The organism is Nonomuraea sp. NPDC049421 (genome assembly GCF_040677005.1).
Taxonomy (GTDB): domain Bacteria; phylum Actinomycetota; class Actinomycetes; order Streptosporangiales; family Streptosporangiaceae; genus Nonomuraea; species Nonomuraea salmonea.
Genome location: NZ_JBFAQA010000001.1, coordinates 758,446 through 771,295, shown reverse-complemented (window position 1 = coordinate 771,295; position 12,850 = coordinate 758,446). Strand labels below are relative to the sequence as shown.

The 12,850-nt window shown below is 70.9% G+C and carries 14 protein-coding genes and 1 tRNA gene; 10 read left to right on the top strand and 5 right to left on the bottom strand.

Going from position 1 to position 12,850, the window contains the following annotated elements; translation table 11 throughout:
- On the top strand, positions 1-1,067 hold a 1,067-nt coding region (locus tag AB0K18_RS03540; RefSeq protein ID WP_364909143.1), incomplete at its 5' end, for a tyrosine-type recombinase/integrase.
- Positions 1,068-1,142: 75 nt separating this feature from the next.
- Here AB0K18_RS03540 and AB0K18_RS03535 read toward each other — a convergent pair.
- Positions 1,143-1,219 (bottom strand) — tRNA-Pro (locus AB0K18_RS03535).
- 95 nt (positions 1,220-1,314) lie between these two features.
- On the opposite strand from AB0K18_RS03535, the gene AB0K18_RS03530 reads away from it, so the two are divergent.
- The 4 genes from AB0K18_RS03530 (at position 1,315) to AB0K18_RS03515 (ending at position 3,366) form a co-directional block, all read left to right on the top strand.
- Positions 1,315-1,740, top strand: coding sequence for a hypothetical protein (locus AB0K18_RS03530; protein WP_364366378.1), 426 nt, complete (start codon positions 1,315-1,317; stop codon positions 1,738-1,740).
- A 68-nt stretch (positions 1,741-1,808) separates the two neighbouring features.
- Positions 1,809-2,357 carry a hypothetical protein gene (locus AB0K18_RS03525; RefSeq protein ID WP_364909140.1) on the top strand — a complete coding sequence of 183 codons (549 nt, stop codon included), beginning with the start codon at positions 1,809-1,811 and terminating at the stop codon, positions 2,355-2,357.
- A 7-nt stretch (positions 2,358-2,364) separates the two neighbouring features.
- Positions 2,365-3,162, top strand: a complete 798-nt coding sequence (locus AB0K18_RS03520) for a hypothetical protein (RefSeq protein WP_364909137.1) — start codon at positions 2,365-2,367, stop codon at positions 3,160-3,162.
- A gap of 6 nt (positions 3,163-3,168) precedes the next feature.
- The gene (locus AB0K18_RS03515) at positions 3,169-3,366 is read left to right on the top strand and encodes a hypothetical protein (protein WP_364909135.1); all 198 of its coding nucleotides are present in this window, start codon (positions 3,169-3,171) and stop codon (positions 3,364-3,366) included.
- A 59-nt stretch (positions 3,367-3,425) separates the two neighbouring features.
- Here the strand turns inward: AB0K18_RS03515 and AB0K18_RS03510 are convergent, their stop codons facing one another.
- Positions 3,426-3,782, bottom strand: coding sequence for an ATP-binding protein (locus AB0K18_RS03510; protein ID WP_364909133.1), 357 nt, complete (start codon positions 3,780-3,782; stop codon positions 3,426-3,428).
- Positions 3,783-3,855: 73 nt separating this feature from the next.
- Positions 3,856-4,626 carry a SigB/SigF/SigG family RNA polymerase sigma factor gene (locus AB0K18_RS03505; protein ID WP_345401745.1) on the bottom strand — a complete coding sequence of 257 codons (771 nt, stop codon included), beginning with the start codon at positions 4,624-4,626 and terminating at the stop codon, positions 3,856-3,858.
- A 172-nt stretch (positions 4,627-4,798) separates the two neighbouring features.
- Between AB0K18_RS03505 and AB0K18_RS03500 the strand changes: the two genes are divergently transcribed.
- A complete protein-coding gene (locus tag AB0K18_RS03500; RefSeq protein ID WP_364909195.1) occupies positions 4,799-5,155 on the top strand; it encodes an STAS domain-containing protein in 357 nt (118 codons plus the stop codon).
- A 59-nt stretch (positions 5,156-5,214) separates the two neighbouring features.
- On the opposite strand, the gene AB0K18_RS03495 is transcribed toward AB0K18_RS03500, so the two are convergent.
- On the bottom strand, positions 5,215-5,937 hold the full coding sequence (locus AB0K18_RS03495; protein WP_364564648.1) for a GAF and ANTAR domain-containing protein: 723 nt from the start codon (positions 5,935-5,937) through the stop codon (positions 5,215-5,217).
- 59 nt (positions 5,938-5,996) lie between these two features.
- Between AB0K18_RS03495 and AB0K18_RS03490 the strand changes: the two genes are divergently transcribed.
- Together AB0K18_RS03490 and AB0K18_RS03485 are read left to right on the top strand one after the other, a co-directional pair.
- Positions 5,997-7,829, top strand: a complete 1,833-nt coding sequence (locus AB0K18_RS03490; protein ID WP_364909130.1) for a SpoIIE family protein phosphatase — start codon at positions 5,997-5,999, stop codon at positions 7,827-7,829.
- A gap of 111 nt (positions 7,830-7,940) precedes the next feature.
- Positions 7,941-9,041: a glycosyltransferase gene (locus tag AB0K18_RS03485; protein WP_345401739.1), complete on the top strand. Its 1,101-nt coding sequence runs from the start codon at positions 7,941-7,943 to the stop codon at positions 9,039-9,041.
- 60 nt (positions 9,042-9,101) lie between these two features.
- On the opposite strand, the gene AB0K18_RS03480 is transcribed toward AB0K18_RS03485, so the two are convergent.
- Positions 9,102-10,160 (bottom strand): helix-turn-helix domain-containing protein, encoded by a 1,059-nt coding sequence (locus AB0K18_RS03480; protein WP_364909127.1) that lies wholly within the window; start codon positions 10,158-10,160, stop codon positions 9,102-9,104.
- Positions 10,161-10,235: 75 nt separating this feature from the next.
- On the opposite strand from AB0K18_RS03480, the gene AB0K18_RS03475 reads away from it, so the two are divergent.
- Together AB0K18_RS03475 and pruA are read left to right on the top strand one after the other, a co-directional pair.
- Complete coding sequence (locus AB0K18_RS03475) at positions 10,236-11,153, top strand: proline dehydrogenase family protein (protein ID WP_364909124.1); 918 nt, start codon at positions 10,236-10,238, stop codon at positions 11,151-11,153.
- Positions 11,154-12,779: an L-glutamate gamma-semialdehyde dehydrogenase gene (gene pruA / locus AB0K18_RS03470; RefSeq protein WP_364909121.1), complete on the top strand. Its 1,626-nt coding sequence runs from the start codon at positions 11,154-11,156 to the stop codon at positions 12,777-12,779.
- Positions 12,780-12,850: the final 71 nt, after the last annotated feature.

Here is a 12,850-nt window from a genome sequence, read left to right as displayed (position 1 = left end):
TCGGCTACACCCCGGCCGGCAAACGCATCGTCAAGAAGGCCAGCGGCAAGACCAAGACCGAAGCCAAGGCCAAACTCAAAGAGATCATCCGCGACCATGAGGACGGGCTTGCCAGCGGCCCGGCGAACTACACCGTGGCGGACGCCGTGACGAGCTGGCTCGCCTACGGCCTGCACGGTCGCGACCAGAACACGGTCACCAACTACCGGACCCTGTGTGACAAACACATCATCCCCGACCTGGGCGCGCGTAAGCTGCGCGAGCTGAGCGCGGAGGACGTGGACCGATGGCTCGTCGGCAAGGCCCAGGTGCTCAGCGCCCGCACTGTGCGGCTGCTCCACTCGTGCCTGAATCGTGCGGTGAAGTTCGCCCAGGCCCGCGACAAGGTGAAGCGCAACGTCGTCGGCCTGTGCGAGATCCCGGAGGGCAAGGAAGGCCGTCCGTCCAAGTCCCTCACACTTGACCAGGCGACAGCGCTCCTCGACGCGGCCGAGGGGACGCGCCTGTACGCCTACGTCGTCCTCTCGCTGCTGATCGGTGCCCGCACGGAGGAGCTGCGGGCGCTCACCTGGAAGGAGGTCGATCTCGTCGGCGACCCGGACAAGGACATCCCGCCATGGATCGGCGTGTGGCGCTCCGTACGCGAGGGAAGCGATACCAAGACCAAGCGCTCACGGCGTTCCCTGGCCCTACCCAAGCGCTGCGTGGAAGCGCTCAAGGCACACCGCGAGCAACAGCGGAGCGACAGGAGGGCGGCGGGCGAGAAGTGGCAGGATCACGGGCTCGTCTTCGCTTCCCTCGTCGGCACACCACTCGACGCCCACAACGTCCGGCGCGCGTTCCGGAGGATCGTCGCAGATGCCGGGATGCCCGCCTACTACTGGACGCCCCGGGAGATGCGGCACAGCTTCGTCTCGTTGCTCTCCGACTCCGGCGTCCCCCTGGAGGACATCGCCCGCCTGGTCGGCCACAGCGGGACGGCGGTCACCGAAGCCGTCTACCGCAAGCAGATCCGCCCCGTACTCCTGCAAGGAGCTGCGGCGATGGACGCTCTCTTCGCCCGGTAGTCACTCAGTTAGTCACTCACCAATGCGAAAGGGTGCCACCCTGTTGAGTGACACCCTCATCGACCAGCGAAGATCTGGTCGGGACGACAGGATTTGAACCTGCGACCCCTTGACCCCCAGTCAAGTGCGCTACCAAGCTGCGCTACGTCCCGGTTGTGTCGGCCGCCCCCTGCGGGGCGGGACGTCATAACCTTAGCGCACATCAGAGGTGCACGCGTACACGGAAAAGCGGGAGCGGAGGCGGCCAGTGGGGCGGAGGCCGAGCATCGATCGGGATGAGCTGGCCAGGCTCGTCGCTCAAGGGCGGAGCGTGCAGGAGCTGGCGGCGCACTTCGGGGTGAGCGAATCGGGGGTGTTGCAGGCCAAGCGGGCCGCGGGGCTGGCCAAGCCGATGCTCGACCACAGTGCCGCCCTGCCGTGGAAGCTCGCCAGGACGCACTCCCAGTCGGGGCCCGCCACGAACCTGCGCAACCTGTCCGCCGCGGCGCAGGGCAAGCCGCCGGCGGCAGAGCGGCTGAACACGGCGCTGCGGTGGGCTCAGCGGCTCGTGGACGCGGGCCTGGACGTGCGCTACGACCCCGCGGAAGGGTTCAGCGAGGTGCCGGCCTCCCCAGGGGGCTCACATGTCGCGGCCGTGCTGGAGGCGGCGAGGAAAGCACTCGACGCTCACTGACGCTCGCGTTTCGACATACCTGTTCGAGGGCAGTCGCTGGTCTCATCGAAGAGACCGGAGGCGAGAACATGACCACCGCTGTATGGGTGGCCGTCGTCGTGGTCGTGGTGGTGGCGCTCGCCGCAGTGGGCTGGTTCATGCTGCAGCAGCAGAAGCGCCGCTCCCACCTCCGCGAACGCTTCGGCCCGGAGTACGAACGCATAGTCTCCGAGCACGACAACCGCCGGGAGGCGGAGCAGGAGCTGCTCGACCGTGAGCAGCGCCACGCCGAGCTGGACATCAGGCCCCTGTCGGACGAGTCCCGCGACGCGTACGCGAGCCGCTGGATCGAGGTCCAGGAGCGCTTCGTGGACGCGCCCGGCTTCGCGGTGACGGAGGCGGACCAGCTCGTGACGGCCGTCATGGCCGAGCGGGGCTACCCCACCGAGGACTTCGAGCAGCGCCTGTCCGACCTGTCGGTCGGGCACGCGACGACGCTCGACCACTACAGGACGGCTCACGAGATCAGCGGGCGCGCGGCCAGGAAGGAGGCCTCCACCGAGGACCTCCGGCAGGCCATGGTCCACTACCGCGCGCTGTTCGAGGAGCTCCTCCACGAGACCACCCGAGGACGGTGAGCACGATATGAGCAGCAGCGACGAGCTCAAGGTGCCGTCGCAGCCCGGCAGGACGTACGACCACGCCGGAAACGACACCCCGCATGACACCCAGAACGACCGTGAGCACGACTACAGGGACGGCGAGCGGGACGGCCTCGCGGACGATCTGCGTGACGATCCCAAGGACGACGTCGCGCACCGGGAGCCCGTCGAGGACGTGATCGTCAGCGACGAGCCCGTCCGCGACGGCGAGTACGCCCGCGACGGCGACGAGCTGGCCGCGTCCGAGGCCGGGACCGACCGCCTCCCTCCGTACGACGACGACTCCCACGACGGCACGGCCATCCCCGGCACCGGCGTCGCGGCGACCCCCGTGACCCCCGCGGCGACCGGCCGTGACCCCTACGCGGACCAGGCGCCGGCGCACGCGGCCCCCGACGACATCGTCCTGTTCGACCAGGACCCCACCCAGGTGCAGGCCCGCTGGCGCGACCTGCAGGCGTCGTTCGTGGACGACCCGGGCGAGGCGGTGCGGCGCGCGGACGGGCTGGTCGGCGAGGTGGTGGAGTCGCTCACCAGCAGCCTGACGAGCCGTACGGAGGCGCTGCGCGGCCGCTGGAAGGACGCCGGCGAGGCGGAGACCGAGCAGCTTCGGCTGGCGCTGCGCGACTACCGCAACGTCCTGGAGCGCCTGCTGGCGCTCAGCGGCTCGCAGGACCACGGCGCGCCGCACGCCCAGGGGATCTCGCAGGACCACGGCGTCCAGCACGCCCAGGGGATCTCACAGGACCACGGCGTCCAGCACGCTCAGGGAATGAGGTGACGTGGCATGCTCGCGATCATCGCAGCGATCATCTTCGGCCTAGGGTTCCTGCTCGACCTGGTGGGCGCGTCGATCCCCGGTGGTTTCTCCGGGATGACGTTCGTCCTGCTGGGGCTGACGCTGCTGGCGCTGCACCAGGCGGGCGTCGGCACGGCCGGCATCCGTACGGGCAACGGCGGCTGGCGCACCAGGGCCCGCCGCTAGGACGAAGCGAAGGGGCCCGTGAGATCCGGGCCCCTTCGCCGTACACGATGAGCGTGATGTCAGCTTTTGCCGGGAAAGCGCATGATGACCGTGCTGCCCTCGCCGCCGACCCGCAACGTCAGGTCGGAGGAGAGCAGCCGGGCCACCCACAGCCCCATGCCGCCGACGGAGCCGGGCATCGGCCCCGGTTTCCACGAGCCGTTGTCGTGCACCTCGACGACGAGGTCGCCGTTCGACGTCCACGTCCGCAGGAACGCGTGGTCGTGCCCGTGGGTGACGGCGTTGGTGGCGACCTCGTTGACGGCGATGACGAAGTCGCCGATGGCCTCCTCCGGCATGCCGACGGCCCGCGCCTCCTCCTCGGCGTACTGCCGCACGCGCGGCAGGTCCGGCAGGCGGAACCGCAGGCCTCTCACGGGCGCGCCGGGTGGCGGGCCCTTGTGGCCCGACTGAGGCTCCACGTCCTCGTTCACCCGGTGACCGCCCTCGTCAGGAGACCAGCTCGGCACGCAGCTGGTCGAGAACCTTGCGCAGGATGCGTGAGACGTGCATCTGCGAGATGCCGAACTCGGCCGCGATCTCGGCCTGTGTCATGTTGCCGAAGAAGCGCAGCAGCAGGATGTGCTTCTCGCGGGAGGGCAGGGCGTCGATGAGCGGCTTGACGGCCTCCCTGTCGACCATGGTGCTCAGCGTGTCGTCGTCCTCGGGGATGACGTCGCCGAGCGAGGCGGCGTCGTCGTCCGTGCCGAGCGGCGCGTCGAGCGAGAGCGTGCTGTACGCGGCCGAGGCGTCGAGCGTCAGCAGGACGTCCTCCTCCGTGATGTTCATCTTGGCGGCGAGCTCCGCAACGGTCGGGGACCTGCCGAGGTCCTGGCTCAGGTCGGCCACGAGCCGGTTGAGCTCCGAGCGGCGCTCCTGGTAGAGGCGGGGCACCCGGATCGCCCAGGTGCGGTCGCGGAAGTGCCGCTTGACCTCGCCGGTCATCGTGACGACCGCGTAGCCCCTGAACGCGTGTCCGAGGGTCGGGTCGAAGCCGTTGACGGCTTTCATCAGGCCAACATACGCGGCCTGGAGGAGATCCTCCAAAGGCTCGCCGCGGTAGCGGTAGCGGCGCGCGATCTCCATGGCGAGCGGCCTGTGCATCTCGACGATGCGCTCGCGCAGGCGTTCCCTGTGGCTGTCGGGCGTCTCTTCCCTGACCATTTCGGCCAGGAGTTCTTCCGCGGTCATCTCCTCGAGGACGTATTCCTGCACAGCCATCGCTGCTCCTCATATGGATCGCAGGCGGCCTCGCAAGGAAAAAAGCCCATGCAGAGGCACGCCTCGTCTGTTCTCGAGACAGAAGCCCTCTGCTGGACCTCGGATCCAGTGTCCCCCATCGAGCCGGAAGTATTCCTCGATCGCGTGGTGACAGTAGGGTTGCTTCGTGACAATGCCGGAGAACGGCGGGGAGCCCGTGGCGGCCCTCAGCCTGACGTCGTCGACCGTGGACGGGATCACCGTGGTGCGGGTCGACGGGGTGCTCGACGCCACGACACGCGCCCAGTTCGCCGACTATCTAGCCATGGCGGGCGACGACCTGATCCTCGACCTCGCCGGGGTGACGTTCATGGACTCGCGCGCGCTCGGGCTGATCGTGCATCACTGGCAGACCAGCCTCACGGCGGGCACCAAGTTCGCGCTCATCGGGGTGGAGTACACCAAGTCGAAGGTGATGTGGATCACAGGTCTGGCGCAGCGGCTGCCCATCTACGACACGCTCGCGGACGCGCTCGCCGCGATCAAGTGAGCCGTGTCCGGTGAGCGGCATTCAATGAGCGGCGTCCAATGAGCGGCGTCCAGTGAGGGTCAGCCGCGTTTCGACGACTTGCGCTGGTGCTCCTCGACCAGGAGCCTGGCCAGGTCGGCCACCTTCACCTGGTGGTGCTGGGAGATGCGGCGCAGCTCCTCGAACGCGGCCTCCGCGCTGCACCCGCTGGTCTGCATGATGATGCCCTTGGCCTGGTCGATCAGCGAGCGTCCTGCCAGGGCCTCCTGCAGCTGGGCGGCGTCGGTGCGCACCTCCTCGAACTCCCACATGTTGGCCATCGCCACGCCGACCTGCTCGGTCAGCATGTCGGCGAGCGACACCGCGCCCTGGGGCGAGAACGCGCCGGGGCGTACCGAGTAGAGGCCGACGACCAGCAGCGCGGGCGGCACCTCGATGGGCACCGTGAGCACGGAGCGCACGCCGGAGCGGGTGGCCAGCGCGTCGTAGCGCGGCCAGCGGGTCTCCTTGAGCACGTCGGCCACGGTGGCGCGGCCGCCGCTCTGCCTGGCCTCGATGGACGGGCCCTCGCCCAGCTCGCGTTCGCCCTCGACGAGCAGGATCAGCTCGCTGTGGGAGCCGGAGACCAGCACCCGGTGGTCGCGCCAGTGCTCGGCGGAGGCTCCCGAGCAGCCGGGCACTCCTGCCGCCAGCGCCGCCGTCAGTCCTCTGAGCACGCTCTCCGTCGAGGTGTCCTCGCCCAGGCGGCCCAGTGCGGCGAGGTCGCGCGCGAGTCCGGGGGTGATCATCGCGGTCGATTCCATAGCAACAAGCATCTACCCCTTATGGCTAGCATTATCCCGGGTGGCGTAGCGTTCAGACCATGACCATGCCGGACCTCGAACACGCGCTAGACGCGCTGGCCGGGCGCGTCTCCTCGCTGCGCGAAGCGAGGGCCGCCTACCCCAAGGACCTCGCGCCCACACTCGACGCGGCGCTGGCCGAGCTCGACACGGCCGCGGAACTCCTGGCAGAGGCCCGTGAGGAGCTGCGCAAGGCCCCCAGGCGTCCTGGCGGCAAGAAGGACGGCGGGCAGCGGGAGCTGAAGCTGCTGCGCCAGGTGTTCAGGGCCTTCCCCGTGCCCGTCATCGTGCTCGACGGCGGCGGCGTGGTCAGGCGGATCAACCCCGAGACCTCCCGCATGCTGGGCAGCCCCGACGGCTATCTCGTGGGCCGCTCGTTCCCGCTGCTGGTGGACGTGTCGCGGCGGGCGGCGTTCCGCTCGCATCTGACGGCGGTGCTGCAGACGGGCCAGCCGTCGGCGTTCGAGACGCGCCTCGCGCACCAGGGCCGCACCCACACCGTGCAGCTCGCGCTGACCAGGCTGACGATGCCGGGCGAGCCGCAGCAGATGGTCGCGGCGGTGGCGCTGCCGACGGAGGTGCAGCTGCCCGAGCCGGGCGCGCGGCGGCCGGAAGAGGCCGACGGCGCGCTGCTGCTGGCCGCGGCGCGGCGCCAGGACCTGCTGGCCAGGATGGCCAGGCTGCTGCTCGAAGAGGACGCGCTGATGCGTCCAGGCGCGCTGCAGCGGGCCACGCGGCTGCTGGCGGCCGAGTGGGCCGACTGGGTGATCGCCGACCTGATGCGCGACGGCCTGCCGCACCGCGCGGCCGTCATCGCGCCGAAGAACCATCCGCTGGGCGACCTGGTCAGGCAGGTGGAGTCGGCCGACCCGGCGGGCGGCATGGTCGTGATGCAGGTGCTCGACCGCCGCTCCGGCGTGGTGCAGGAGATGGTGGACGACGAGAGCGTGCTCGGGTTCTGCGCGGAGGGGCCGCTGCTGACCGTGATGGGCGCGGGCTCGCTGCTGTCGGTGCCGATCGGGCACGGCGACGGCGTGCTGACGCTCGTACGCGCGCACGACCGGCCGCCGTTCGGCCTGGCCGACCTGGCCGTCATGCAGGAGGTGGGGCTGCAGCTCGGCCTGGCCCTGCGCGCCCAGGTGAGCTTCCAGAGCCGGTCGCGGGCCGCCGACGCGCTGTCGGCCAGCGTGGCCCCGCGCAACCTGCCCGACGTGCCCGGCTACGAGGCGGCGGCCGTCTACCACCCCGGCTCGTCGGTGGGCGCCGAGTTCTACGACGTGTTCCCGGTGTCGGGCGGCTGGGGGTTCGCGCTGGGCGGCGCGGCCGGCAAGGGCGAGGAGGCGGCCTCGGTCAGCGCCATGGTGCGCGGCGGCCTGCGGGTGCTCAGCGCCTGGGAGCCCGACCCCGACCTGGTGATGCGCAAGGTGAACGAGGCGCTGGTCGCGCAGGGCACCGGCATGTTCGTGATGGCGGTGGCGGGCTTCGCCAAGGGCCGCGAGATCCGGCTGTCGTCGGCGGGCCACCATCCCGCCGCTCTGTTGCAGCCCGACGGGGCGGTGCGGTTCGCGGCGGGCGGTGGCGTGCCGCTGGGCATCGCCGCCGAGGCGGAGACCGAGGTCCAGACGCTGACCGTGGCCGTCGGCGAGACGCTGGTGCTCTATTCGGAGGGGCTGGTCTCCTCGCGGAACGAGCGCGGCGAGCCGTACGGCGAGGAGCGGCTGGCCGACGTGCTGGGCCGGTGCGCGGGGCAGGCGCCCTCGACCGTGGTCAAGGCGGTGGAGGCCGACCGGCACGCGTTCTCGGGCGGCCAGGTCTGGGATGAGATCGTGGTTTTCGCCCTGCGGGGTGTCTGATCTGCGGGGGTTTGCGATCGGCGGGAAACTGGGTATCGTCTGAGAAGTAGAACGACGTGCCTAAGACGCAGGCACACCTTTGAGGCTGCTTTTTCCACGCTGAGGTGTGCCATGAATATCGCTATCGTCGCTTCTTCCAACGGTAACCAGCGCCACCGCATTCTCTCCGTCGCACGAGAGCTGGGGCGCGAGCACCACGTCACCATCTACTCCCGACGTGACAACGCCGAAGGCAAGCCCAAGACGCGGGTGGCCCCGGGTGTCACTCTGGAGCACATCGACGTGGGGCCCGCCAAGGAGCTGGCCGCCGACGAGGTGTCCCCTTATCTCAGTGAGGTGGGCGCCCACCTCGGCAAGCGATGGACGCAGGATCGCCCCGACGTGATCCACGCCTACTCGTGGACCGGCGGGCTGGTCGCCGTCGCCGGCGCCGAGGGTCTCGGAGTGCCGGTCACGCAGACGTTCCACCGGGTGGACGCCGGCCACAAGGACCTGGAGCGGGCGCTCGGGCGCCGGGCCAACGCGGTCATCGCGGGCTCGGGCGACGAGGAGTCCGCCCTCATCAGGCTGGGCGTGCCGCGCGGGAACATCGCGGTGGTGCCGTACGGCGTCGACACCGAGCGCTTCCAGCGCCGGGGCGCGGTCGCCACGCGCGGCACCCGCAAGCGCCTGCTGCACGTCGGCCCGCTGTCGATCGACCGCGGCGCCCACACCATCGTCAGGGCGCTGCCCGGCCTCGGCGACGTGGAGCTCGTCATCGCCGGCGGCCCCGAGCCCGAGGAGCTCGACCAGGACCGCGACGCGCGCCGCCTGCGCGCCCTGGCGGAGCAGCTCGGCGTGGCCGACCGGGTGACGCTGCTCGGCCAGGTGAAGCGGACCGCCGTACCGAAGCTGATGCGCAGCGCGGACGCCGTCGTGTCGGTGCCGCGCGAGGCCGTGACCGGGATCGTCGCGCTGGAGGCCATGGCCTGCGGCGTGCCGGTGATCGCCTCGGCCGTCGGCGCGCACCTCGACTCCATCGTGGACGGCGTCACCGGGCTCCTGGTGCCGCCGGACCGTCCCGCCCGTACCGCGCGGCTGGCCCGCGAGCTGCTGTACGACCCCACCCTGCGCACCGCGCTCGGCTACGCGGGCGCCGACCGGGCCCGCTCGCGCTACTCCTGGGAGCGGGTGAGCCAGGAGCTCGTCCGCGTCTACGAGTCCTGCGCCTGATCCTTTGTCACGCGACCCCGGCAGGTGGCCTCGGCCACCTGCCGTCTCCCTGTCCGGGGGTCAGCTCCCGATGAGGTGGGCGGCCTTGAGCGCCAGGTGCACCGCCAGCCGGTCGTCGCCGTCCGACAGGTCGCGGTGGGTGAGCCGCTCGGCCTTGGCCAGCCGGTAGTAGAGGGTCTGGCGGTGCACGCCCAGCTCGGCGGCGGTCTTCTGGACGTGGCCGCCCCGGTCGAGATAGACCTCCACCGTCTGGGCCAGCTCCGCGTCCAGCGCCGCCGTCTCCGCCGCCAGCTCGCGCAGGTCGGCCTGGCTGAGCCTGGCCAGCAGGCGGTGCACGCCGAGGTCCTCCCAGCGGGCGATCGGGGCGTGGCGGGGGAAGTGCTCGGCGATGCGCAGCGCCTGGCGGGCCTCGCGCCAGCTCAGCCACGCCTCCCCCGGGTCGTCGCGGGGCGCGCCGACGCCGGCCGCGGTGCCGTACGCGCTCTGCACCGTCCGCGCCACCTCCCCCGCCAGGTGCGCGGGGGCGAGCAGGGCGACCGGCGAGCCGGTACGCGCCAGCACGCCGCGCGGCAGCGTCCACAGTGCCGCCACGCGCTCCTGCGACTCGCGTACGGCGATGGCCGCCACCGGCCCGCTCACCTCCAGCGAGACGGCCGCGCGTTCCTCGGGATCGGCGGAGAGCAGAGCGCGCAGCCCGTGCCCGAGGTCCTGCCTGCTGCGCGCCTCCTGGGCGAGCGCGGCGGCGGCCCGCGCGACCAGCGGCGCGGCCGAGCTCAGCCGCTCGTCGGTCAGCTCGCCCGAGTCGAGCAGCCACAGGTAGCCGTAGGTGACGTCGGCGTGCCGCAGCGGCCAGCACACCCGGGCCAGGACCTTCAGCTCGGCGTCCGCCGGGATCCTGACCGGGCCGCTCGCGCGGGCGATGCCGTAGCGCTCGAAGTAGTCGCGCACCTCTCCCGTGGCGCGCCTGCGCAGGATCGACTCCTGGCGGACCGTGTCGATGTCGCCGTGCTGGGCGCCGTAGGCGAGCAGCCGGAACGAGCGGTCCTCCAGCGTCGCGGACGCGCCCAGCCGGGCGGCGATCTCGTCGACGATCTCTTGCAGGTCAGCCGAGTTGTGCATTTGTATGACAGCCTCCCACACCGGGCGTTACGCGCGTCGATGGCCCCCTCTGAGCTGGCTTTTTACACTCGAAGCATGCTGGGTCAACTGCTGCTCGCCGCTTCGCGGAGCGGGCTCGTCCGCCGTTCCGTGTCAGGCTTCCCGCTCACCAAGAGGGTCGTGGAGCGGTTCGTCGCGGGCGAGAGCGTTGAGCAGGCCCGTGACGCCATCAAACGGCTGCGCGACGCCAAGCTCGCCGTGACGGTCGACCACCTGGGCGAGGAGACGCTGGACGCGCGGGCCGCCGAGGCGGTCGCCGACGCGTACATCACGCTGCTGCAGGCCGTCAGGCCGCTCGGGCTCGGCTCGCGGGGTGAGGTGTCGGTCAAGCTGTCGGCGGTCGGGCAGCGGCTCGACGAGTCGATGGCGCTGGAGCACGCCCGCGAGATCTGCGCCGCCGCCGCGGCCAACGACTCGACCGTGACGCTCGACATGGAGGACCACACCACGGTCGACTCCACGCTGACGATCCTGCGCAAGCTGCGTGAGGACTATCCGGGCACCGGGGTGGCGATCCAGGCGTACCTGTTCAGGAGTGAGCAGGACTGCAGGGACCTGGCCTCGGAGGGCTCCCGCGTACGGCTGGTCAAGGGCGCCTACCGCGAGCCCGCGTCCGTCGCCCACCAGGGCAGGTCCGCCGTGGACAAGGCGTACGTGCGATGCCTGCGGATCCTCATGGCGGGGAAGGGTTACCCCATGGTGGCGACGCACGACGATCGCATGATCGCGATCACGGAGCTGCTCGCCGACCGGTTCGGGCGGACGATCGGCGACCACGAGTTCCAGATGCTCTACGGAATCAGGACCGACCTGCAGGAGTCCCTGGCGGGAGCGGGTCACACGGTCCGCGTCTACGTCCCCTACGGCGACGACTGGTACGGCTACTTCATGCGCCGCCTGGCCGAGCGCCCCGCCAACGTCGCCTTCTTCCTTCGTGCCCTTGGGGGTAAGTAAATGGATGCCATCAGCAACGTCCCCGTGCCCGCGAACGAGCGCGTCTACGGCTACGCGCCCGGCAGCGCCGAGCGGGCCGCGCTGGAGGACCGCATCAAGGAGCTGGCCGGTTCGCAGGCCGACCTGACCATGACCATCGGCGGCGAGCAGCGCCTCGGCGGCGGCGCGCCCATCGACGTGGTGCAGCCGCACAACCATGGCTCCGTCCTGGGCCGTACCAACGACGCTACGGCCCAGGACGTGAAGGACGCCATCGACGCCGCGCTGGCGGCGGCGCCGTCGTGGCGGGCGCTGTCGTTCGACGAGCGGGCGGCGATCTTCCTGCGGGCGGCCGACCTGCTGTCCGGGCCGTGGCGGGCGACGCTGAACGCGGCGACCGTGCTCGGGCAGTCGAAGTCGGTGCAGCAGGCGGAGATCGACGCGGCCTGCGAGCTGATCGACTTCCTGCGGTTCAACGTCTCGTTCGCGCGGCAGATCTACGCCGACCAGCCGATCTCGTCGCCCGACGTGTGGAACAGGATGGAGTACCGGCCCCTCGAGGGGTTCGTGCTGGCGATCACGCCGTTCAACTTCACCGCCATCGCCGGAAACCTGCCGACTTCTGCGGCTTTGATGGGCAATGTCGTCGTCTGGAAGCCGTCGCCCACCCAGCAGTTCGCCGCGCACTTCACCATGCGGCTGCTGGAGGCCGCCGGGCTGCCTCCCGGCGTGATCAACCTGATCACCGGCAACGGGCAGGCCGTCTCCGAGGTGGCGCTGACCCACCCCGCGCTGGCCGGCATCCACTTCACCGGCTCCACCGCGACGTTCCAGCACCTGTGGCGCACCGTCGGCGAGAACATCGCCGGCTACCACGGCTACCCGCGCCTCGTCGGCGAGACCGGCGGCAAGGACTTCGTGCTCGCGCACCCCTCCGCCGACCCCGCCGTGCTCTCGACCGCGCTGATCAGGGGCGCCTTCGAGTACCAGGGGCAGAAGTGCTCGGCGGCGTCGCGGGCGTACGTGCCGCGCTCGGTCTGGAACCGCATGCGTGACGACTTCGTCGCCACCGCCGAGTCGCTGACCGTGGGCGACGTGGCGGGCGACCTGTCGACGTTCATGGGCGCGGTCATCGACGCGCGGGCCTTCGCCAAGCACAAGGAGGCCATCGACCGGGCGCGGGCGGCCTCGAACATCGACGTGCTCACCGGCTCGTACGACGACTCCACCGGCTACTTCGTCAAGCCGACCATCCTGGAGTGCGCCGACCCGGCCGACGAGATCTTCGTCAAGGAGTACTTCGGGCCGATCCTCGGCGTGCACGTCTACGACGACGGCGACTACGACAGGGTGCTCGACCAGATGGAGGGCATCGCCCCGTACGCGCTGACCGGGTCGATCGTGGCCGAGGACCGCTACGCGATCGCCGCCGCCTCCGAGCGGCTGCGCTTCGCGGCCGGCAACTTCTACGTCAACGACAAGCCGACCGGCGCCGTCGTGGGCCAGCAGCCGTTCGGCGGCGGGCGGGCCTCCGGCACCAACGACAAGGCGGGCTCGATCTTCAACCTGACGCGGTGGGTGAGCGCCCGCGCGATCAAGGAGACGTTCGTGCCACCGACCGACCACCGTTACCCGCACATGGGCTGACCTCTCCACGGCCCGTCGCCGCCGAGAGCCTCCCGGTCCTGCCCCGGGGGGCTCTCGGCCTGTTCCGGGTG

Excerpts from the sequence above, each read along its gene's own strand:
- AB0K18_RS03495 (WP_364564648.1), bottom strand. The coding sequence starts at position 5,937 with ATGGAATCGACCGCGATGATCACCCCCGGACTCGCGCGCGACCTCGCC.
- AB0K18_RS03490 (WP_364909130.1), top strand. The coding sequence starts at position 5,997 with ATGACCATGCCGGACCTCGAACACGCGCTAGACGCGCTGGCCGGGCGC.
- AB0K18_RS03475 (WP_364909124.1), top strand. The coding sequence starts at position 10,236 with ATGCTGGGTCAACTGCTGCTCGCCGCTTCGCGGAGCGGGCTCGTCCGC.
- AB0K18_RS03520 (WP_364909137.1), top strand. The coding sequence starts at position 2,365 with ATGAGCAGCAGCGACGAGCTCAAGGTGCCGTCGCAGCCCGGCAGGACG.
- AB0K18_RS03515 (WP_364909135.1), top strand. The coding sequence starts at position 3,169 with ATGCTCGCGATCATCGCAGCGATCATCTTCGGCCTAGGGTTCCTGCTC.
- AB0K18_RS03525 (WP_364909140.1), top strand. The coding sequence starts at position 1,809 with ATGACCACCGCTGTATGGGTGGCCGTCGTCGTGGTCGTGGTGGTGGCG.
- AB0K18_RS03485 (WP_345401739.1), top strand. The coding sequence starts at position 7,941 with ATGAATATCGCTATCGTCGCTTCTTCCAACGGTAACCAGCGCCACCGC.
- AB0K18_RS03480 (WP_364909127.1), bottom strand. The coding sequence starts at position 10,160 with ATGCACAACTCGGCTGACCTGCAAGAGATCGTCGACGAGATCGCCGCC.
- AB0K18_RS03500 (WP_364909195.1), top strand. The coding sequence starts at position 4,799 with ATGCCGGAGAACGGCGGGGAGCCCGTGGCGGCCCTCAGCCTGACGTCG.
- pruA (WP_364909121.1), top strand. The coding sequence starts at position 11,154 with ATGGATGCCATCAGCAACGTCCCCGTGCCCGCGAACGAGCGCGTCTAC.
- AB0K18_RS03505 (WP_345401745.1), bottom strand. The coding sequence starts at position 4,626 with ATGGCTGTGCAGGAATACGTCCTCGAGGAGATGACCGCGGAAGAACTC.